Source organism: Kitasatospora sp. NPDC048365, assembly GCF_043200835.1.
In the GTDB taxonomy this organism is placed as follows: domain Bacteria; phylum Actinomycetota; class Actinomycetes; order Streptomycetales; family Streptomycetaceae; genus Kitasatospora; species Kitasatospora terrestris.
Genome location: NZ_JBICYJ010000027.1, coordinates 53,076 through 73,400 on the forward strand (window position 1 = coordinate 53,076; position 20,325 = coordinate 73,400).

Genomic DNA, 20,325 nt, shown 5'->3' on the forward strand with positions numbered 1-20,325 from the left:
CCCCTCAGCCGACCACCGGGAAGGACGACTGGTACGCCAGCCGTCCCTCCGCCCCCTCCCCGATCGCCGTCAGCACCTCGTCCAGCTCCAGGAAGACCTCCCACCGCTCCAGCCCGCAGACCTCCGCGATCCGCCCGGTGACCAGGTCCTCCAGCTCCTCCTCCCGGCGGTTCTTCCACACCTTGTCCGCCAGGCTGACCAGCAGCTCCTCCAGACTGATCCCGGGCAGGCCCCAGGAAGCGTGGGTCCGGGCGAAGCGGGCGTCCGCCGGGTCGACCCCGAGCTCCACCAGCAACGCGTACCCGGCGGGCTCGTGCGCGTGGCCCGGCCCGGTCAGCTCCTCCGGGTGCCTGACCTTGCCGACGTCATGGGTGGCCGCCCCGAACCGCACCGCCGCCTCGTCCACCTCGACCCCCGGCCACCGCCGGCCCACCGCCGCCAGCAGCTCCACGGCGACCCCGTGCACCAGCTCCAGGTGCGCCACCAGCCGCGGCTGCGCCCCCACCCGCTCCAGCAGCCCCGCCACACGCTCCGGCAGACGCTCCGGCAACTGAGAAATCCCCTGCTGACTGCCACTCATACGAACTGGCCTCCCACCCATGTTGAACCCCACCACCGTCGACCGGTACCTGGCCCGCCTCGGCCTCCCCCGCCCCGCGGCACCCGATCTGGCCGCCCTGCGCGCCCTGCACCGTGCCCACGTCGAACGCATACCGTACGAGACGGTCGACGTCTGGCGCGGAACTCCGACCCTGATCGAGCCCGCGGCCGCGGTCGAACGGATCGTCAACGGGCGCGGCGGATACTGCTACCACCTCAATGGGGCATTCGCCGCCCTGCTGGGGAGCCTCGGTTACCGGGTCGAACTCCACCGGGGAGCCATCCAGTCCCGCCGGGACGCGGGGCCGCGCGGCGCCACCGGCGACCACATGGTGCTCACCGTCCACTGCGAGGGCAGGCACTGGTACGTGGACGTCGGCCTCGGCGACGGCCCGTCCGAGCCGCTGCCGCTCCCCCACCCCGACGCCGCCCCGGCCGAGCGGTCGGTCACCCACCGCCAGGGTCCGTTCAGCTACCGGCTGCGGCCGTCCGACGCGGTCCCGGGCGGATGGCGGCTGGACCACGACGACCGGGCCTGCTCGGCCGGGCTCGACTTCGACCCGCGCCCCGTCACCACCGGCGACTTCCTGCCCAACCACCGACGCCTCTCCACCTCCCCCGACTCCCTCTTCACCCAGGTGCCGCTGGCCATCCGCCGCACTCCCGACAGCTACCGCGCGCTCATCGGCCTCGTCCTGACCGAGCAGGACGCCGAGGAGCGAACCACCCGCGAGCTGACCAGCGAGCACGAGTGGTTCGCCGCCCTCGCCGACCGCTTCGACCTGCCCCTCCCCGAGCTCGGCCCGGCCGAGCGGAGCAGGCTCTGGTCCGAACTCCACACCGCCCACCTCGCCTGGCGCGCCACCCAGCAGCAACCCGCAGGGGCGTAGACCGGATCGCCGGGGGTTCGGGCTCCGCATAGGCTGAGCGGCGATGACTGTCGACCGACGCACCGTGCTGCGTTCCACGGCCCGCCTGGCCACGCTGACCGCCTCCGGCGGGCTGCTCGCCGCCTGTGCCTCCGCCCTGGAGCCGGGATCGGCCGAGCCGACCTCGGTGGCCGCCCGTCCGCAGCCGACCCAGCTGACCACCACCGGGGGGACCGACCCGGCGGCCGGCACGGTGCCCGAGACCGGCGGCGCGCCGAGCTCCGCGGCCGCGACGCCGGGCAGCACCCCGAGCATCGCCCCGACCACGCCGCCGGCCGCTCCGCCGCTCGCGGCGTCCACGCCCGCCGAGGTGGTCAACGGCCCGCGTGACCGCACCATGGTGGCGCTGACCTTCCACGGCCAGGGCGATCCGGCGCTGGCCACGGCGGTGCTGGAGGCGGCCGAGAAGCACGGGGCACGGCTGACGGTCATGGTGGTGGGCAGCTGGCTCGACCAGCAGCCGCAGATGGCGCAGCGGATCCTGGCGGGCGGTCACGAGCTCGGCAACCACACCCAGAACCACCGGGACATCTCCTCGATGAGCGCGGACCGGGCGCGGGCCGAGATAGCCGAGTGCGCGGAGCGGCTGCAGCGGCTGACCGGCTCGATCGGCCGCTGGTTCCGGCCCTCGGCGGCGCAGTTCGCCAACGCGATGGTGCGCGAGCAGGCGCGGCAGGTCGGCTACCAGCACTGTCTGTCCTTCGACGTGGATCCGCACGACTACGCCGACCCGGGCGCGCACGCGGTGCAGCAGCGGGTGCTGGGCGGGGTGTCCGGCGGCTCGGTCGTCGCCCTGCACATGGGGCACCCGGGGACGGTCGAGGCGCTGCCCGCGATCCTGGACGGCCTGGCGGGGCGCGGCCTGCAGGCCGTGACGGCCAGCCAGCTCTGCTCCTGACGGACACCCGGGCCCAACCCCGGATCCGGTCGGCGGGCGTGGCATGCTCGGCGCATGCGCTATCTCATCATCGGCGCCGGCGCGGTCGGCGGGACGATCGGCGGCCGGCTGTACGAGAGCGGCCACCCGGTGGTGCTGGTCGCCCGGGGCGAGCACCTTGCGGCACTGCGCGGCGAGGGCCTGCGGTTCACCACGCCGGAGGGCACCCGGCTGCTGCCGGTCCCGGCGGTGGGCGGTCCGGCGGACGTCACGCTGACCACCGAGGACGTGCTGGTGCTGGCGGTGAAGACCCAGCACTCGCAGGCGCTGCTGGACGAGTGGTCGGTGCAGCCGGTGTCCGGCCCCGACGGGCGTCCGGCCGGGACGGCGGGCGAGCTGCTGCCGCTGGTGTGCGCACAGAACGGCGTGGAGAACGAGCGGCTCGCGCTGCGCCGCTTCCGCCGGGTGTACGCGATGTGCGTGTGGCTGCCGTCCACCCACCTGGCGCCCGGCCGGGTGTCGGCGGCGGGTTCGCCGTGCTCGGGCATGCTGCACCTGGGGCGCTTCCCGTCCGGCACCGATGACACCGCCGCGGCGATCGCCGCCGACCTGGCGGCCTCGCACTTCGACGCGCCGGTCACCGCCGAGGTGATGGCGTGGAAGTACGCCAAGCTGCTGGGCAACCTCGGCAACGCGCTGGAGGCGGTGGCCGGTCCGATCGACGGCGACACCCGGACGGCGGTCTGGCGGCGGGTGCAGGAGGAGGGCCGGGCGGCGCTGGCGGCGGCCGGCATCGCGTCCGTCGGGGCCGAGCAGCAGCGGGCGACCCGCGGCGACCGGATCACCCTGCTGCCGCTGCCGGGCGAGGAGCGCGGCGGCGGTTCCTCGTGGCAGAGCCTGGCCCGGGGCACCGGTGACATCGAGGCGGACCACCTGAACGGCGAGATCGTGCTGCTGGGCCGTCTGCACGGGGTGCCCACGCCGGTGAACGCGGCGCTGCAGCGGCTCGCCAACGAGTTCGCCCGCACCGGCCGCGCCCCGGGCAGCCTCCCGGAGGCCGAGCTGGCCGCCCTGCTCGACCTCTGACCGCCCTGCCCGACCTCCCTGGTCGGCCACTCATGCCACCCAGGCCTCTCAGGCCTCTCAGGCCTCTCAACCGCTCAGACCTCTCAGGCCATCGGGTCGTCCGGGCCGTACGGGCGCAGCCGCAGCGTCCGGGCGTCGGACTCGCGGATCTGCGCGGCGCGGTCGACCAGCTGCTCGAGGTTGTCCCGCCCGACGTGGATGAACCGTCCGTGCAGCGCGTCGAAGCGGCCGCGGGCGGCGTCCACGGTGACCGCGACCATGTAGGGGATCGAGCCCCAGGCCTTCATGTCGTGGAACATCGGCATGCCGGCGGTCATGTCGGTGGCGACCGCGCCGGGGCTGATGTCGAGCACCACGACGCCGTGCTCGCCGACCGAGTCGGCGATGTTGTCGGTGAGCTTGAGCAGGGCGCCCTTGGAGGTGGCGTACGCGGTGTAGTTGCCGTCCGGGCGGAGCGCGAAGCCGCTGTTGAGGTTGATCACCCGGCCGCGGCCGCGTTCGACCATGCCGGGCAGCACGTTGCGCAGCAGGTTGTAGGGGCCGCGCAGGTTGGTCTCGACGACCTGCCACCACTGGGTGGGGTCGGTCTCCCAGAGCGGGACCTCGTCCCGGTCGACCTGGCCGGCGTTGTTGACCAGGAGGTCGACCGGCCCGAGGTCGCGTTCCACCGCGCGGACGGCCTCGCGGACGTTGCCGGGCCGGGTGACGTCGGCGGCGACCGCGACGCCCCGCGCGCCGTGCCGCACGCAGGTGCGGAGCGTCTCGACCAGCGGCGGGTGGTTGCGGCCGATCAGTCCGACGGCCATGCCTTCCGCGGCGAGTCCGATCGCGATCTCGCGGCCGATGCCGCGACCCGCCCCCGTGATCAGTGCCACCTGGCCGGTCAGCGATCCCGTGCCCATGTCCCGTGCTCCCTCCTCGACTGCGCGCGCCTTCTCCCCGTCCGTCTCCAGCCCGGGCGGGGCTCACACGCGGCCCGGGGAGTGTCACCCGTTCGGCCGAAGGTGACGGAGAACGCGCGGTTCCGGCGGTCCGCGGACATTCGGGGAGCGTCCGGGGAGCGGGCGGTGGTGAACGGGCGTTAAGCGGAGTAGTACCGTCGTCCGGGGCGCGGCACCGGACACCACTGCCGGTGCCACGCCGAGACACCCCGCTGGGCCACCCCCAGCACCACCGTGAAGGGCAACTGAGTGAGTGACATCGCGCGCGTCGGAGTGATCGGCTGCGGCCTCATGGGGTCGGGCATCGCCGAGGTCTTCGCCCGTTCCGGCCTGGACGTCCTGGTCGCCGAGGCCACCGGCGAGGCCCTGGAGTTCGGCCGGACCCGGCTGACCAACTCGCTGGAGACGGCGGTGAAGCGCGGCAAGCTGTCCGAGGAGGACCGCGACGCGGCCCTGGCCCGGCTGTCCTTCACCACCGAGCTGTCCGACTTCGCCGACCGCGACCTGGTGGTCGAGGCGGTCGCCGAGCGCGAGGACATCAAGATCAAGATCTTCGAGACCCTCGACCGGGTGGTCGAGCGCCGCGACGCGATCCTGGCCTCCAACACCTCCTCGATCCCGATCGTGAAGCTGGCCGCCGCCACCTCCCGCCCGGAGCAGGTCATCGGCCTGCACTTCTTCAACCCGGCACCGGTGCAGAAGCTGGTCGAGGTCATCCCGACCCTGACCACCTCCGCCGAGACCACCGCCCGGGCCGAGGAGTTCGCCGTCCAGGTGCTCGGCAAGGACCCGATCCGCGCCCGCGACCGGGCCGGCTTCGTGGTCAACGCCCTCCTGGTGCCGTACCTGCTCTCCGCGGTCCGGATGTTCGAGTCCGGCGTGGCCACCGCCGCCGACATCGACAAGGGCATGGAGGCCGGCTGCGCCCACCCGATGGGCCCGCTGCGCCTGTGCGACCTGATCGGCCTGGACACCATCGTCTCCATCGCCGAGTCGATGTACGAGGAGTACAAGGAGCCGCTGTACGCCGCTCCCCCGCTGCTCTCCCGGATGGTCGACGCGGGCCTGCTCGGCCGCAAGTCCGGCCGCGGCTTCTACGACTACACCGCGACGGCCTGACCCCGCCGCCGGACGCCCGCGCGCCCCGCCTCCCGGAGGTCTCCGGGGGGCGGGGCGCGCGGGCGTTCGGCCGTCAGCCCAGGACGCCGGCCGGCGGCATCCCGTAGGCGCGGGCCATCACGGTGCCGTACTGCTGCTCCTGCATGGCCGTCAGCTTCCGGACCACCAGGATCGCCAGCACGGCAGCGGCGAGCTCTACCGCGTCGGAGACGATCAGGAGGGCCGTCCCGGTGCGCAGCGACTCGATGTCCGCCCCCGTGTCACCGGTCTTGGAGCCCAGGCGGCTGAGCACGTTGAAGCCGATGAAGGCTGCCCACCAGAGGCTGAGCAGCGCCTGGGACTCCCGGGCGCGCACGCCCCGCTCGTCCGGGGTGATGCTCGCCTGCCAGATGTCGCCGGCGATCTGCCGGGGGAACCAGAGCGCGACGAACGGCGTGAACCAGCTGCCGATCGCCCAGCCGCGCCCGCGCCGGTGCCCGCTCGGGTCGAACAGCTCGGCATTCACCCGCACCCGGTGGAACCAGATGATGAACGCCACCGCCGTCGCCAGCATGGTGGCCAGTTCGAGGAAGCTCGCTGCAGCGACCATCCGGTCCGACCGGTCGACCGCGTCGTCGGAGACCGCGGAGGCCCCGGCGGCGAGGTCGCCGAGCAGGCCGTACTGGTTGACCAGGGCGGCCAGGCTCAGCAGCGCGGCGGCGGCGCAGACCGAGAGCAGGACCACGGCGACGGTGGCGGGGGTACGCGGCGGGTTGTAGGTGGCCGGCGAGGGCATCGAGGCAGGCTCCAGGTCTGGACCAGTGGGGTACGGTCGGCCAACCTAGCGCCTGCCGTTCACCGTGTGCCAAGGAGTTTTCGCTGGTGGGGGCGCATGTCCGGGGATTTCGGGACATCCCGGTCGGGTGCCGGGCGGTGGGCGCAGAGGTGGCGGACGACGAATTCGGCGTCGCGGCCGGCACCGCCGATCAGCATGGAGCTGAAGGCCCGTTGGAAGGCCAGACCGGTGAAGTAGAGCCCGGGGGCGTCGGCGACCACGCCTTCGCGCTCGCGCGGCCAGCCGTCGGGGTCGAACACCGGCAGGTCGATCCAGCCGAAGTCCTGGCGCAGGCCGGTGCACCAGACGACCGAGGCGACGTCCAGGACGCGTCCGCCGTCCAGCACCGGGCGGCCGTCGCGGACGCCCGCCATCCGTTCGGTGGTCCGCTCCACGCCGGCGGCGGCCAGGTCGGCGGGCTTGACCCGGAGCAGCGGGCCGCCGTGTTCGCGGATCTCCGGCCGGGCGTGGCGGCCGAGCGGGGTGCGGACGGTGAGCAGGTGGCGGGCGACCAGCCAGAGCAGCGGCAGGACCGCCCGGGACGCCCGGGCCTCCAGCGGGAACGGGATCTTCCCGGTGTCCCGGCCGCACAGCACGGTGGGGTGCCCGGCCTTCGCGGTCTCGTACGCGATGTCCGCGCCGGAGTGCGAGGCGCCGACCACCAGCACCGGGCCGGTCGGCAGCTGGTACGGGCCGTGGTACTCGGTGGAGTGCAGCTGGTGGATGCCGGACGCGAGTTCGGGCGCGAAGGCGGGCAGCTTCGGGGTCCGGCCGAAGGTGCCGGTGGCGACCACCACGTTGTCGGCGAGCAGGTCGCCGCGGTCGGTGGTCAGCCGGTAGCCGGCGCCGTCCCGGGCCAGGCGCCGGACCCGGGTGGAGAGCCGGACCGGCAGCCGGAAGTGCTCGGCGTAGGTGGCGAGGTAGTTGCCGACCGCGTCCTTGCCGGGGAACGACCAGCCGGGCGCCGGGAAGCGCATGCCCGGCAGCCCGTCGTAGCGGGCGGGGGTGTAGAGGCGCAGCGAGTCCCAGTGCGCGTGCCAGTTGTCGCCGATCCGCTCGTTGGCGTCGAGGATCAGGAACTCGCGGCCCCGCCGGGCCAGGTGGTGGCCGGTGCTGAGTCCGGCCTGCCCGGCGCCGATCACGACGGTGTCGTGCCGTTCGGTGCCCTGTCCTGCGGCGCCCTGTCCTGCGGCGCCCTGTCCTGCGGTGGTCTGCCTGTCGGTGGTCATCGCCGGTGCCTCCGCTCCGTGCGTCCCCCGGTGTCTTCTCGGACCCGTCTTCGACGCTACGCGGCGCCCGGCGGCCGCCGCGTCGGGAGAACGGCCCATCCGGGCCGGCCCTCGCGTGGGTGGTTATGTCCAGGCGCGGGCCAACCCGTGCTCGTAGGCCCAGGCCGCGGCGGCGGTCCGGGACGGGACGTCGAGCTTGGCGAGGATGTTGCTCAGGTGCCGGGCCACCGTCTTCTCGCTGAGCACCAGGGCGTGGGCGATCTCCTGGTTGCTGCGGCCCTCGGCGACCAGCCCGAGCACCTCGACCTCGCGGGCGGTCAGCGGTCCGGCGCCGGTGCGGGCGGGTGGCGCCAGGGCCCGGACGGCGGCCAGGTCGGGGGCGGCGCCGAGCCGTTCGAAGGCCTCGGCGGCGGCGCCGAGTTCGGTGGCGGCGCCCTCCTCGTCGCCGAGCGCCCGGCACGCCCGGGCCACCAGCAGCCGGGCGCGGGCCGCCGGGTACGGGCTGCCGAGCTCGCGCCAGAACCGCCATGCGGCCCTGGCGTCGGTGAGCGCCGCCTGCGGGTTCCCGTCGTCCAGCTGCCAGGCGGCCCGGGCGGCGGCGGCCTGGGCCTGCAGCGCGGGGCGGCCGTAGGCGGCGGCGATCTCGCCGAGCTCCTCGGTGGCGGCGCGGGCGGCCGCCAGGTCGCCGGTGGCCCGGGCGATCTCGGCGGCCGCGGGCAGCAGGCGGGCGCGGGCCAGTGGTTCCACCGCCTCGGCGAGGGCGCGCCGGATGCCGGCCGCGGCGGCCTCGGCGCGGTGCTGGGCCAGGCGCAGCAGGGCCAGTCCGGGCTGGGCGTCGCAGCCGTACCGGGCGGCGGTGCGGTACGCCTCCTCGGCGGCGGCCGACTCGCCGCGCAGCCGGTGCACCTCGCCGAGCTGCGCGTACGCCTCGCCGGCCAGGAACTCGGCGTAGCCCTGGGTGAGCCGCTCGCACGCCTCCCGGGCCTGGACGACGGCGGTCGGCCAGTCGCCGCCGAGCCGGCACAGCTCGGAGCGGTGGATCAGGCAGATCCCGGAGTAGCCGCCGGTGAACTGCGGGTGGGCGTCGGCCCAGCCGTCGAGGGCCCGGGTCCACTCGCGGGCCCGGTGGAGCTCCTGGAGCTCGCGGCAGGCGGCGATGGCCACGCAGTACACCCAGCCGGTGGTCCGCGGCGAGGTCTCGCCGGTGGTGACGGCGAGCATCGCCTCGTCCAGCAGCGCCAGGCCCTCCTCGACCCGGGCCTGGCGGATCCTCGCCCGGCCCTGCAGCTGCGCGACCAGCGCGGCCAGGTCGGGGTCGGCGCCGCCTCCGGCGGCCAGGGCCCGGGCGGCGGTGTCGTACGCGGCCGTGCCGTCGCCGGCGTCCAGCTGCCGGTCCGCCTCGGGGAGCAGCAGCCAGCCGCGCTCCGGGCACGCGGGCTCGTCCGCCGCCATCCGGGCGGCGCGGGCCAGCCAGCCGCCGGCGCCGGCCGGCTCCCCGCGCATCATCAGCACCTCGGCCAGCCAGAACGCGCACTTGACGGCGGCGCCGGTCCGCCCCGCGTCGGTGTTGGCCCGGTAGGCCCGGGCCAGCAGCCCGGCGGCCTCCTCACCGCGGCCGAGGATGTGCGAGGCCTCCGCGTACGCCTCCAGGTCCGCCGTCCCCAGCGGCGCCGTCCGGTCCGCCTCCGCGAACCCGGCGCACGCGTCCGCCCAGGCCTGGCGGCGATGGGACCGCCGGGCCGCGACGAGTACGCCGACCGCGTCCATGGCCCCTCCATTGTCCGCGCTCCCGCCGCCCCCGGGCACGCCGGACCGGCACAGGTGCCGCGGGGCACCGGGCGGGGCGGGGCGGGGCACGGGCGCAACGGTGACGGGGCCCGGGAGCAGTATCCAGCTCCCGGGCCCCTGAGATGCCACCCAATTGCTCGCACCGGCACGTTTAAGGACGTGGATCAGTGTCAGAGCGTCGTGTTCTGCCTTTGAACTACCGTGCCAGGGCAGAGGCACAGGCGGGACTTGAACCCGCATCCGACGCTGGAGGTCCGCGTCCGGTCGATCCGGCACTCGGCGGCGAATACTGAGACTGGAGCGAGAGTCTGAGTCTGAGAGGCTGCCTCTGCCGTTTGGGCCACCCCGGCCGGTGGTGCCGGGGGGAGGATTCGAACCTCCACCGTTGCCTCGGTTCAGCTTCAACTGTCAGTTTCAGCTTTGCGCCGGGCTTCCCCGGCGCACCCCTCCGCTCGCGCGAGGGGCGTCTCTGGGCTACCCGAAGAGGTAGCCGAAGACCGCGTCGCCGACCCGGCGGTCGGTGATCTCGCCGCCGTTGGCCTCCTCGCGGGCGAACTGCACGGCCTGCTGCAGCTTCTCCACGCGCTGGACCAGCTCGTTGACCCGGCGGGCGGGCAGCGCGCCGGAGAACTTCACCGTGGTCCAGTACCCGACCGGCACGTCCTCGTAGTACACCTCGACCTGCGCCGGGTGCTTCTCGGTGGCCTCGGCCTTCACGTGGTTGCGGGGGACCTTCTTGGTCCGGATGGTGCGCACCGGCTCGGTCTTCCAGGCGTCGGTGGACGGGTCCGGGCTCCAGGCCTCGGAGGCGTCCAGCACCGGCAGCTTGCGCACGAAGGTGTAGAGGTCGGTGAGCTGCTTCTCCAGGAACAGCAGGTACGTGACCGGCACGTCCTTGAGCAGCGGGTTGCCGTCGACCACCACGTCGGCGCGGGCCGAGCAGTTCGCCCAGTCCTTGGTCGCGGTGACGTCGAACAGCTTGCCGAGCGAGGCCGCGGTGTCGCGCAGGATGTCCTCCGCGCGCACCTGCACCCGGGTCGACTCGGGCGGCAGCTGCTCGCCCTCCTCGTCCTTCGGCTGGTAGGTCCGGGAGATGCCGGCGAGCAGTGCGGGCTTCTGCAGGCCGTGGTGCGCCTGGGTCAGCTCCTGGAAGGACTTGGACTTGACGCCCTTCTCGACCGCGATGATCTGATTGAGTTTCGCCACGACGCGGACGCTATCGGCACCCGCTCGCGACTGTCACCCGATTATCCGACGCGCCGTCACCCGCGGCCGCTGCCACGGGTGACGGTGCTCCGGCGGGCCGGCGGTCAGCTCAGGATCTGGTACGGGTCGCCGTAGACCTTCCACTTGAGCGGCGGGTTGAGGTCGAAGTTCTTGGCGTTGAGGAAGACCAGCTGCTCGGTGTCGACCCGGCTGGTGTCGGCGTGGGCCTCCTCCTGCTTCATGATCACCTTGCGGGCGTCCAGGAAGGCCTTGAGGTAGGCCGCCTCGTCGCCGCCCTGGGCGGGGGTCTTGGCCTTCTTCATGGCCGCCTTGCGGATGCCGCCGAAGCTGTCCGAGGAGTCGCCCGGACCGTGCATCACGATGGCGTCGTAGTAGGCGAACTGGCCGAGCGCGCGCAGGCCGTCGGCCTTGGCCTGCTTGACGGCCGGGTTGAAGTAGACCCGGTCGCGCTCGTCGTTCTGGGCCTTCTGGAAGACGCTGTCCTTGGCGGCGGTGGCCCAGTCCTTGGTGAAGGCCGAGCCGAGGCCGGAGTGCGACTCGGTGCCGTTGACCTTGCGCAGGGCGGGCAGGTACTTGGCGAGGATGTTGCCGGGCTTGAGGTCGGTGTAGTGCTCGACGAGGTCCAGCATGTCGCCGGTGCCGGAACAGAAGCCGACGATGCCGGCGGTGTAGCCGCGGCCGTCCTTGATGTCCTCGATGTACTTGTACTGGGCCTTCCAGTCGAGCGAGGAGTTCTCCGCGCTGGAGACCAGCTCCATCGCGATCTCCTTCTTCTTCGCGTCGTCCAGGCCGACGGCGGCGACCGCCGCGGTGTCGGTCGAGGCGTGGCCGACGCCGGCCGTGACGGCGGTCAGGGGGATCGCGGTGAGCAGGACCGCGAGGGCGGTACGGGCGGTGCGGTGCAGGGCAGGACGCATGTGACGCTCCGGCTGCTTCGGGGCGCGGGCAAGGGGGTGCCCGGGCGAAAGCTGTTAGGAAACTTTCCTAACCAGATTGAAGCGCCGAACGCCCACCCACCGCAAGGGGTCTGACGAACCGACGTCAAACAGCGGGCTCGAAGCCCGCCAGCATCCGCTCCAGCGCCTGCTGGTCCGGGCCGACGAACGGCTCCAGCCCGGGCGCGCCGCCGACCGTGTCCAGCAGGGCCGACAGGATGCCCTGCGCCGGCGGCAGATGGGTGGACAGCACCGTCTCCGCACCCTGCGCGCGCACCGGCTCCACCCAGGTCTGGAACCGCTCGGCGTCGACCGCCGCCAGCCACGGACTGTCCACCGACGCCCAGAGCAGCTGCGCGGCGCGCAGCTCGTCCGCGGGCAGCACCCGGACGTCGGGCCCGGCCGCCACCTCGGCACTGGGCATCACGCCACCGAAGCAGTCCGAGCTGAAGGTGGTGCGCGAGCGGTCGTCGTAGAAGCCCACCGTCGCCGGGTTGTCGAACAGCGGCGGGCGGAAGGCGTGCAGCGTCCGGTCGCCGACGTCCAGCGACTGGCCCGGATTCAGCAGGAAGACCCGGTCGAGCGGCACCGGGCGCTCGCAGGACATGATGCCCACGCCCGCGAAGGTGGAGACCAGCCGGGCCCGCGGGGCGGCCTCCAGCAGGGCGAACAGGCCGCCGGTGTGGTCGCGATCGGGATGGGTCAGCCAGATCCAGCGGACGTCGGCCGGGTCGAGCACCTCGCCGACCGTCGCCACGAAGTCGCGGTCCGGCAGCCCGAGCCCGGTGTCGACGACCACCGGCTCGGCCGCCCGCAGGACGAAGGCGTTCACCGGGAGGAACCCCAGGCCGGGCACCTCCAGGCAGTCGCCGAGGACGCTGATGTCGCGACCGATCCGGTGGATGTTCATGGCGCCGTCGCCTCCGGGAGTGTGACCGGGTGGACCCACCCTCCAGCCTGGACCCCGGTGCCCCGAAGGGCACGGCGCGGCGGTCGGCCGCGGGAAAACGGAAGGGGCGCGAGGAACCGGGCGTCCGGCCGTGCGCTCACGTGGAGCGTGGCCGGTCGCGCGGTTCCTCGCGCCCCTGTCCGCTGCTTATGCGCGGAGCGCGGCACCCGTGCGGCTGGCCGCCAGGGCCACGGCCGCCTCGCGGGCGGCGGTGGCCTCGTCGGCGGTCAGCGTCCGGTCGGTGGCGCGGAAGCGCAGCGAGTACGCCAGCGACTTCTTGCCCTCGCCCGCCTGCTCGCCGGTGAAGACGTCGAACAGCCGGATCGACTCCAGCAGCTCGCCGGCGCCCTCGCGCAGCGCGTCCTCCACGGCCGCGGACGGCACCGAGGAGTCGACGATCAGCGCGACGTCCTGGGTGGCGACCGGGTAGGCGGACACGGTCGGGCCGTGCACCCGGCGACCGTCCTCGAAGACCAGGTCGAGGTCGATCTCCATCGCGCAGGTGCGCTCCGGCAGGTGCATCGCCTTGATGACCCGCGGGTGCAGCTCACCGGCGTACCCGACGACCACGTCGCCGGCCACCAGCTCGGCGCAGCGGCCCGGGTGCCACGGCGCGTGCTGCGCCTGGCGGACGGTCAGCTCGACACCGGCGGCGGCGGCCACCGTACGGGCGGCCTCGATCGCGTCGGCCCAGACCGCGCCGGAGCCCTTGCCCCACCAGCCGGACGGCAGCCGCTCGCCGGCCAGCGCGACGGCGACCCGGCGCGGCTGCTCGGGCAGCGCGGCGTTGAGCTCGGCGAGCTCCTCCTCGCTGGGGCGGCGCTCGACGGACAGCCGCGGGGCGACCTTGAGCTCGGCCTTCGGCAGGAAGACGGTGCCGGTCTCGAACAGCGCGAGGTCGGTGTTGCCGCGGCCGATGTTGCGGCGCAGCGCACCGAGCAGGCCGGGCAGCAGCGTGGTGCGCAGCGCCGGCTCCTCGTCGTTGAGCGGGTTGACCAGCTTGACCGTGCGGCGGCGCTCGTCGTCCTTCTCCAGGCCGAGGGCGTCGAACGCGGCGTCGCCGAGGAACGGGTACGCGTTGATCTCGACGTAGCCGGCGCCGGCCAGCGCCACGCCGACCCGGCGGTGGAAGCGCTGGGTCTCGGTCAGGCCGCGGCCCGGCGGGACGGTGGGCATCCGGGCGGGCACGTTGTCGTAGCCCTCGAGCCGGATGACCTCCTCCGCGAGGTCGTACGGGTCGGTGAGGTCGGGCCGCCAGGACGGCGGGGTGACCTCCAGGACGTCCGCGCCGACCACGGAGCAGCCGACCTCCTGCAGGCGCCGGGTGACGGTCTCGCGGCCGTACTCGGTGCCGGCCACCCGGTCGGGCAGGTCCGCGGCGATGGCGATGGTGCGCACCGGGTGCGGGGCGGCGATGTCGGTGACCCCGGCCTCGGCGGTGCCGCCGGCGATCAGGACCAGCAGGTCGACGGCGCGCTGCGCGGCGGCGCGGGCGGCCTCCGGGTCGACGCCGCGCTCGAAGCGCTTGGACGCCTCGGAGGGCAGCTTGTGCCGCTTGGCGGTGCGGGCGATCGCGATCGGGTCGAAGTGCGCCGCCTCGATGATCACCTCGGTGGAGCCGGCGGTCAGGCCGGTCTCCGGGTCCAGGACCGGGTCGAGGATCTCGGTGGTGGAGCCGCCCATGACGCCGGCCAGGCCGATCGGGCCGGAGTTGTCGCAGATCAGCAGGTCCTCGGCGGAGAGCTTGCGCTCCACGCCGTCGAGGGTGGTGATCTTCTCGCCGGCCTCGGCGCGGCGCACCTGGATCGGGCCGTCGACGCGGCCGCGGTCGTAGGCGTGCAGCGGCTGGCCGACCTCCAGCATCACGTAGTTGGTGATGTCGACGGTCAGCGAGATCGGGCGGATGCCGGCCTTCTGCAGGCGGCGCTGCAGCCAGATCGGCGACTTGGCGCCCGGGTCGATGCCGGTGACGGTGCGGGCGACGAAGCGGTCGCAGCCGGCCGGGTCGGCGACCTTGACCAGGTAGCCGTAGGAGTTGGCCGGGGGCACGTCGAGCAGCGCCGGGTCGGCCAGCGGCAGGCCGTACGCGGCGGCGGCCTCGCGGGCCACACCGCGCATCGACAGGCAGTAGCCGCGGTCCGGGGTGACGGCGATGTCCAGGACCTCGTCGACCAGCTGGAGCAGCTCGATCGCGTCGGTGCCGGGCTGGATCTCCGGCGGCAGCACGATGATGCCGTTGTGGTCGTCGCCCATGCCGAGCTCGCGGGCGGAGCAGATCATGCCGGCCGAGGTGTGGCCGTAGGTCTGCCGCGCGGCGATCGGGAACGGGCCGGGCAGCACGGCGCCCGGGAGGACCACGACGACCTTGTCGCCGACGGCGAAGTTGGTCGCGCCGCAGACGATCTCCTGCGGCTCGCCGGTGCCGTTGGCGTCGCCGACGTTGACGAAGCAGTGCCGGATCGGCTTCTTGAAGCCGCTGAGCTCCTCGATGGAGAGGACCTGGCCGACCACCAGCGGACCCTTGAGGTCGCCGCCGAGCTGCTCGACGGTCTCGACCTCCAGGCCGGCGCGGACCAGCCGGGCCGCCACGTCGCGGCCGGTCTCCCCGGCAGGCAGGTCGACGTACTCGCGCAGCCAGGAAAGCGGGACGCGCATCAGATCTCCATCCCGAACGGGAGGGTGAAGCGGACGTCACCCTCGACCATGTCGCGCATGTCGGCGACGTTGTGGCGGTTCATCAGGATTCGCTCCAGGCCCAGGCCGAAGGCGAATCCGCTGTAGCGGTTGGGGTCCACACCGGCCGCGACCAGCACCCGCGGGTTGACCACGCCGCAGCCGCCGAGCTCGATCCAGCCCTCGGAGGAGCAGGTGCGGCAGGGGCGGTCCGGGTTGCCGACGGACTCGCCGCGGCACACGAAGCACTGCAGGTCGATCTCGGCGCTCGGCTCGGTGAACGGGAAGTACGAGGGGCGCCAGCGCAGCTCCAGGCCGGTGCCGATCAGCTTCTCGACCAGCACCTCGATGGTGCCCTTGAGGTCGGCGAAGGTGATGCCCTCGTCCACCGCGAGGCCCTCGACCTGGCGGAACACCGGGGTGTGGGTGGCGTCCAGCTCGTCGGTCCGGTAGACCCGGCCCGGGCTGACCGCGTACAGCGGGGGCTGGCGGTCCAGCATGGTGCGGATCTGCACCGGGGAGGTCTGGGTGCGCAGGACCACGCCGGAGTCGGGCGAGCCGTCCGGGGCCTGCACGAAGAAGGTGTCCTGCATCGAGCGGGCCGGGTGGTCCTGGTGCAGGTTGAGGGCGTCAAAGTTCAGCCACTCCGCCTCCACCTCGGGGCCGGAGGCGACCTCGTAGCCCATGGCCACGAAGGTGTCCTCGATCCGCTCGGCGAGGGTGGTCAGCGGGTGCCGGGCGCCGCGCGGCACGCGGTCGTACGGCAGCGTGACGTCCACCGCCTCCTCGACCAGCACGCGGGCGTCGCGCTCCGCCTCCAGCTCGGTCTGGCGCTTGGCCAGCGCCTGGTTGACGGCGCCGCGGGCCTGGCCGATCAGCTTTCCGGCGGCGGCCTTGGCGTGCGGCGGCAGGGCGCCGATCTCCCGGTTGGCGAGGGAGAGCGGGGAGCGGTCGCCGGTGTGCGCGACCTTCGCCTGCTTCAGCTCGTCGAGACCGGTGGCGGCGGCGAACGCGGCGAGCGCCTCGTCGCGGGCCTGCTCCACCACCTCGGGCTTGAGTGCCTCGACCTCGACCGGGTCGTACGACTTGTTGGGTGCCGACATCTCTATCTTTCCCGTGCTCCTGCTCGTGATCAGGGGGTGTTGCTCGCCGCAGGCCGTCCCACAACGCCAAAGGACGAGTGTAGTCGCAGCGCGCAGGCGCCTACGGCGGGTGACCGTCTGGTGGCCCGCTCGGGTGCTTCGAACCCTGCTCTCAGAGCATGAAGTCCGGAATCCCGGCGGGCAGGATAAATCGGAACTGGGCGCCACCGCCGGGCGCGCGGCTGATCCGGATCGTGCCGCCGTGGGCCTCGACGATGCCCTTGACGATATAGAGGCCGAGGCCGGTGCCGCCGCGCTTGGAGCCGCGCCAGAAGCGGGTGAAGACGCGCGGCATGGACTCCTCCGGGATGCCGCTGCCCTCGTCGCTCACCGTGACCGCCGTGCCCTCCAGTACCCGGGGCGGAGTGCCCGCCGGCTCCCAGCCGGCCGCCTCCACCACTTCCTTGGCGGGCGCGATCTCGATCGTGACAGTTCCCTCACCGTGCCGCACCGCATTTTCCAGCAGGTTGGCGAGCACCTGGTCGACCTTGTCCGGGTCGGCCCACAGCTCGGTCAGCGGCTCGGTGATCCGGATGTCGAAGCGCTCGGGGGCGATCCCGGCCGCGACCTTGCCCTCCACGTGCCGGCGCACCGCGGCGGCGATGTCGATCCGCTGCTTGCGGACCTCCAGGCGGCCGGCGTCGATCCGGGAGATGTCCAGCAGTTCGGCGATCAGCCGGGTGACCCGGTCGGCGTCGGCGTCGACGGTCTCCAGCATCACCCGCTTCTGCCCGTCGTTGAACCGCTCCCACTTCGCCAGCAGGGTCGCGGTGAAACCCTTGACGCTGGTCAGCGGGGAGCGCAGCTCGTGCGCGACGGTGGCGATCAGCTCGGCGTGGCTGCGCTCGGTGCGGCGGCGCGCCTCGGTGCCGCGCACCGCGACGACGACCCGGCGCACTGGGCCGAGCGGCCGCTCGCGGACGTACCGGGCCGAGACCAGCACCTCGCGGCCGCCGGGCAGCAGCAGGTTGCGCTCGGGCTGCCCGGTGCGGGTGGCGAGGCCGCCGTACGGGTCGGTCAGCTGCCACCAGCGACGGCCGTCCAGGTCCTCCAGCGGCAGCGCCTGCTCCAGCGGGCGGCCGAGGGCGGCCCCGGAGCCGATCCCGGTGATCCGGGCCGCGGCCCGGTTGAACACCACGACCCGGCCGTCCGCGTCCGCGACCACCAGCCCGTCCGGCACGTCGTCCGGGTCGAGCCCGGCCCATCCGCCACTCATCGGCAACGTCCTCCCCCTGCCGTGTCCCTCCCCGCAGCAGACCCTAGCGCTCGTCCCCTGCCGCGCGACAGCCTCCCGGGGAGCGCTGGGCGCGCGCGGAGGCGTAGAGGCACACGGCGGCGGCCGTGGCGAGGTTGAGGCTCTCGGCGTGGCCGTGGATGGGCACGCGCACCACCTCGTCGGCGAGTGCGCGGGTCTCCTCCGGCAGTCCCCAGGCCTCGTTGCCGAACACCCAGGCGCCGGGCGCGCCCAGGGTGCCCTCGTCGAGCTCCTGGTCCAGGTCGCGCTCCCCCGCGCCGTCGGCGGCCAGCACCCGCACCCCGGCCTCGCGCAGCCGCCGGACCGCCTCCTCGACCGGCACCCCGGTGGCGAACGGCAGGTGGAACAGGCTGCCGACCGAGGCCCGGACCGCCTTCGGGTTGTACGGGTCGACCGAGGCGTCGGTGAGGATCACCGCGTCGGCGCCGGCCGCGTCGGCGGTGCGCAGCACGGTGCCGGCGTTCCCGGGGTCGCGCACGTGCGCCAGCACGGCGACCAGCTGCGGGCGGGCCGCCAGCACGTCCTCGAAGGGGGTGTCGATGAAGCGGCAGAGCGCCACGATGCCCTGCGGGGTGACGGTGTCGCAGATCTCCGCGATCACCTCGTCGGTGGCGGTCAGCACCGGCAGGCCCTCCGCGCGCGCCGCGGCCACGATCTCGGCATGCCGCCCGGCGGCCTCCTGGGTGAGGTAGACCTCCACCACCGCGTGCTCGTCCGAGCCCGGCGCCCGCCCGTACGCCACGGCCTCCCGGACCGCCTGCGGACCCTCGGCGAGGAAGCGGCGCTCCTTGCTGCGCTGGTTGCGCTTGGCCAGCCGGCGGGCGGCCACGACGCGCGGGGAGCGGACGGAGGTGAGCAGGGGGGTGTCGGTGCTCTGCATGCTCTCGTTCTCTGTGGAATGCGCGACGGACCCGCAGGCAGTTGCCTGCCTGCGGGTCCGGGAAGTCAAGGCGTGGGCCTGGATCAGGCAGCGACCTTGGGGGCGTTGACGTCCTCCGGCAGCGCCTTCTTCGCGACCTCGATGAGGGCGGCGAACGCGTTGGAGTCGTTGACGGCCAGCTCGGCGAGCATCTTGCGGTCGATCTCGACGCTGGCGGCCTTCAGGCCCTGCACGAAGCGGTTGTAGGTCATGCCGTTGGCACGGGCCGCAGCGTTGATGCGCTGGATCCAGAGCTGACGGAAGTCGCCCTTGCGCTTCTTGCGGTCGTTGAAGTTGTAGACGAGCGAGTGGGTGACCTGCTCCTTGGCCTTGCGGTAAAGGCGGGAGCGCTGGCCGCGGTAACCGCTGGCCCGCTCGAGGATGACCCGGCGCTTCTTGTGGGCGTTGACTGCCCGCTTGACGCGTGCCACTTGATTACTCCTTGGCTCCGGACCGCGGTTCGTGCCGGCGGTCCGTTATTCGATTCGGTCGGGAAGGATCAGCTGGGTCCCACGGCCGGGGCCGCGGGCTGCGATCACTTGCCGAGAAGCTTCTTGACCTTCTTGGCGTCCGGCGCGGCCAGCACGACGGTGCCGGCGAGCTTGCGGGTCAGCGTCGAGGGCTTGTGCTCAAGCAGGTGCCGACGGCCGGCGCGCTCGCGCAGCACCTTGCCGGAGCCAGTGATCTTGAAGCGCTTGCTGGCGCCGCTGTGGGTCTTCTGCTTCGGCATGTCGCCGTTTCTCCTCGTCGGTCCGTCCCGGCCCGCGCCTTGCGACGCGGGCCGGAACCGGGTTGATCTCGGTTTCCGGGGCGGGTGCCCCGGTACCACGGGGCCGATCCGCTCGGATCCGCCCTGAGCCCGAGGGCTCAGGCGTCCTGAGCGGTCTCGGCCGGCTGCTCGACCTCGACGACCTCGACGACCTCGTCGGCCTCGATGGCCTCCGCAGCCTCGTCGGCCTCGTCGGCCTCCAGGGTCTCGACCGCGGCCTCGTCGGCCTCGATCTCGTCCTGCTCCTCGGCGGAGTCGGTGGCCGTGCGCCCCTGGCGCTCCGCCTTGCGGGCGTCCGCAAGGGCGCGGGCCTCGGCCATCGCCTCGGTCTTCTTCTTGTGCGGGCCAAGCACCATGATCATGTTGCGGCCGTCCTGCTTCGGCGCCGACTCGACGAAGCCCAGGTCCTGGACGTCGTCGGCGAGCCGCTGGAGCAGTCGGAAGCCCAGCTCGGGACGGGACTGCTCACGACCACGGAACATGATCGTGATCTTGACCTTGTCGCCCTGCTTGAGGAACCGAACGACGTGACCCTTCTTGGTGTCGTAGTCGTGCGGGTCGATCTTCGGCCGGAGCTTCATCTCCTTGATGACCGTGTGCGCCTGGTTCTTGCGCGCCTCACGGGCCTTCATCGCCGACTCGTACTTGAACTTGCCGTAGTCCATGAGCTTGCAGACCGGCGGCCGAGCGGTCGCCGCGACCTCGACCAGGTCGAGGTCGTACTCCTGCGCAAGCTCCAGCGCCTTCGCGAGCGGGACGATGCCGACCTGCTCGCCGCTGGGACCGACGAGTCGCACCTCGGGGACGCGGATCCGGTCGTTGATGCGGGGCTCGGTGCTGATGGGGCCTCCTCGGTTGCACCTTCATTCGATGCGGCCGTCGGACGGCGGTCGCACGTAGTGACCATTCTGGATCACAGTGCGGGGCTTCATTCGCTCCTCCGCTGCCGGTGTGTGCACCGGACGAACGAAAAAAGCCCCGCGCATGCGGGGCTCCACAACCGGGACACCAGCGGACTGGCGTCACAGGCGGCGTGTGTCGACGAGGACACTGCCGCGACCGGACCCGTCGAC

The 20,325-nt window shown here is 73.3% G+C and carries 19 protein-coding genes and 1 tRNA gene; 4 read left to right on the plus strand and 16 right to left on the minus strand.

The annotated features are described in order from the left end of the window. Window positions 1-4: 4 nt before the first annotated feature. Window positions 5-550 carry an HD domain-containing protein gene (locus ACGFX4_RS25780; protein WP_393078780.1) on the minus strand — a complete coding sequence of 182 codons (546 nt, stop codon included), beginning with the start codon at window positions 548-550 and terminating at the stop codon, window positions 5-7. 49 nt (window positions 551-599) lie between these two features. Between ACGFX4_RS25780 and ACGFX4_RS25785 the strand changes: the two genes are divergently transcribed. Genes ACGFX4_RS25785 through ACGFX4_RS25795 form a run of 3 tightly spaced genes read left to right on the plus strand, consistent with a single transcriptional unit; the run spans window position 600 to window position 3,492 of the window. Then, window positions 600-1,490 carry an arylamine N-acetyltransferase gene (locus tag ACGFX4_RS25785; RefSeq protein WP_393078783.1) on the plus strand — a complete coding sequence of 297 codons (891 nt, stop codon included), beginning with the start codon at window positions 600-602 and terminating at the stop codon, window positions 1,488-1,490. 43 nt (window positions 1,491-1,533) lie between these two features. Next, complete coding sequence (locus tag ACGFX4_RS25790; RefSeq protein ID WP_393078786.1) at window positions 1,534-2,427, plus strand: polysaccharide deacetylase family protein; 894 nt, start codon at window positions 1,534-1,536, stop codon at window positions 2,425-2,427. A 54-nt stretch (window positions 2,428-2,481) separates the two neighbouring features. Beyond that, a complete protein-coding gene (locus ACGFX4_RS25795) occupies window positions 2,482-3,492 on the plus strand; it encodes a ketopantoate reductase family protein (protein ID WP_393078789.1) in 1,011 nt (336 codons plus the stop codon). 83 nt (window positions 3,493-3,575) lie between these two features. Here the strand turns inward: ACGFX4_RS25795 and ACGFX4_RS25800 are convergent, their stop codons facing one another. After that, a complete protein-coding gene (locus ACGFX4_RS25800; RefSeq protein WP_393078792.1) occupies window positions 3,576-4,394 on the minus strand; it encodes an SDR family NAD(P)-dependent oxidoreductase in 819 nt (272 codons plus the stop codon). Window positions 4,395-4,682: 288 nt separating this feature from the next. Here ACGFX4_RS25800 and ACGFX4_RS25805 point away from each other — a divergent pair, with 288 nt between their 5' ends. Next, the gene (locus tag ACGFX4_RS25805; RefSeq protein WP_393078795.1) at window positions 4,683-5,552 is read left to right on the plus strand and encodes a 3-hydroxybutyryl-CoA dehydrogenase; all 870 of its coding nucleotides are present in this window, start codon (window positions 4,683-4,685) and stop codon (window positions 5,550-5,552) included. Window positions 5,553-5,625: 73 nt separating this feature from the next. Here ACGFX4_RS25805 and ACGFX4_RS25810 read toward each other — a convergent pair whose 3' ends face one another. The 14 genes from ACGFX4_RS25810 to infC form a co-directional block, all read right to left on the minus strand. Continuing rightward, window positions 5,626-6,327 (minus strand): DUF4328 domain-containing protein, encoded by a 702-nt coding sequence (locus ACGFX4_RS25810; RefSeq protein WP_393078798.1) that lies wholly within the window; start codon window positions 6,325-6,327, stop codon window positions 5,626-5,628. Window positions 6,328-6,386: 59 nt separating this feature from the next. Further along, window positions 6,387-7,595, minus strand: coding sequence for a flavin-containing monooxygenase (locus tag ACGFX4_RS25815; RefSeq protein ID WP_393078800.1), 1,209 nt, complete (start codon window positions 7,593-7,595; stop codon window positions 6,387-6,389). Between the two features lie 123 nt (window positions 7,596-7,718). After that, window positions 7,719-9,362: a LuxR C-terminal-related transcriptional regulator gene (locus ACGFX4_RS25820; RefSeq protein ID WP_393078803.1), complete on the minus strand. Its 1,644-nt coding sequence runs from the start codon at window positions 9,360-9,362 to the stop codon at window positions 7,719-7,721. 374 nt (window positions 9,363-9,736) lie between these two features. Next, a tRNA-OTHER gene (locus tag ACGFX4_RS25825) sits at window positions 9,737-9,823 on the minus strand. 34 nt (window positions 9,824-9,857) lie between these two features. Beyond that, the gene (locus ACGFX4_RS25830; protein WP_345700186.1) at window positions 9,858-10,589 is read right to left on the minus strand and encodes a hypothetical protein; all 732 of its coding nucleotides are present in this window, start codon (window positions 10,587-10,589) and stop codon (window positions 9,858-9,860) included. Window positions 10,590-10,693: 104 nt separating this feature from the next. Further along, window positions 10,694-11,527 carry a chitosanase gene (locus ACGFX4_RS25835; protein ID WP_393078805.1) on the minus strand — a complete coding sequence of 278 codons (834 nt, stop codon included), beginning with the start codon at window positions 11,525-11,527 and terminating at the stop codon, window positions 10,694-10,696. A 124-nt stretch (window positions 11,528-11,651) separates the two neighbouring features. Beyond that, window positions 11,652-12,455 carry an MBL fold metallo-hydrolase gene (locus ACGFX4_RS25840; protein WP_393078807.1) on the minus strand — a complete coding sequence of 268 codons (804 nt, stop codon included), beginning with the start codon at window positions 12,453-12,455 and terminating at the stop codon, window positions 11,652-11,654. A 186-nt stretch (window positions 12,456-12,641) separates the two neighbouring features. Beyond that, window positions 12,642-15,149 (minus strand): phenylalanine--tRNA ligase subunit beta, encoded by a 2,508-nt coding sequence (pheT, locus tag ACGFX4_RS25845; protein WP_393078809.1) that lies wholly within the window; start codon window positions 15,147-15,149, stop codon window positions 12,642-12,644. Beyond that, window positions 15,149-16,270: a phenylalanine--tRNA ligase subunit alpha gene (gene pheS / locus ACGFX4_RS25850; RefSeq protein ID WP_393078812.1), complete on the minus strand. Its 1,122-nt coding sequence runs from the start codon at window positions 16,268-16,270 to the stop codon at window positions 15,149-15,151. The genes pheT and pheS overlap by 1 nt, the downstream gene beginning before the upstream one ends. 151 nt (window positions 16,271-16,421) lie before the next feature. Next, on the minus strand, window positions 16,422-17,525 hold the full coding sequence (locus ACGFX4_RS25855; protein WP_393078815.1) for an ATP-binding protein: 1,104 nt from the start codon (window positions 17,523-17,525) through the stop codon (window positions 16,422-16,424). 43 nt (window positions 17,526-17,568) lie between these two features. Further along, on the minus strand, window positions 17,569-18,444 hold the full coding sequence (locus ACGFX4_RS25860) for a TrmH family RNA methyltransferase (RefSeq protein ID WP_393078817.1): 876 nt from the start codon (window positions 18,442-18,444) through the stop codon (window positions 17,569-17,571). Between the two features lie 83 nt (window positions 18,445-18,527). After that, window positions 18,528-18,914 (minus strand): 50S ribosomal protein L20, encoded by a 387-nt coding sequence (gene rplT, locus ACGFX4_RS25865; protein WP_393078820.1) that lies wholly within the window; start codon window positions 18,912-18,914, stop codon window positions 18,528-18,530. 104 nt (window positions 18,915-19,018) lie between these two features. Further along, window positions 19,019-19,213: a 50S ribosomal protein L35 gene (gene rpmI, locus ACGFX4_RS25870; RefSeq protein WP_345700178.1), complete on the minus strand. Its 195-nt coding sequence runs from the start codon at window positions 19,211-19,213 to the stop codon at window positions 19,019-19,021. Window positions 19,214-19,350: 137 nt separating this feature from the next. Beyond that, the gene (gene infC, locus ACGFX4_RS25875) at window positions 19,351-20,094 is read right to left on the minus strand and encodes a translation initiation factor IF-3 (RefSeq protein ID WP_393078931.1); all 744 of its coding nucleotides are present in this window, start codon (window positions 20,092-20,094) and stop codon (window positions 19,351-19,353) included. Window positions 20,095-20,325 lie beyond the last annotated feature (231 nt).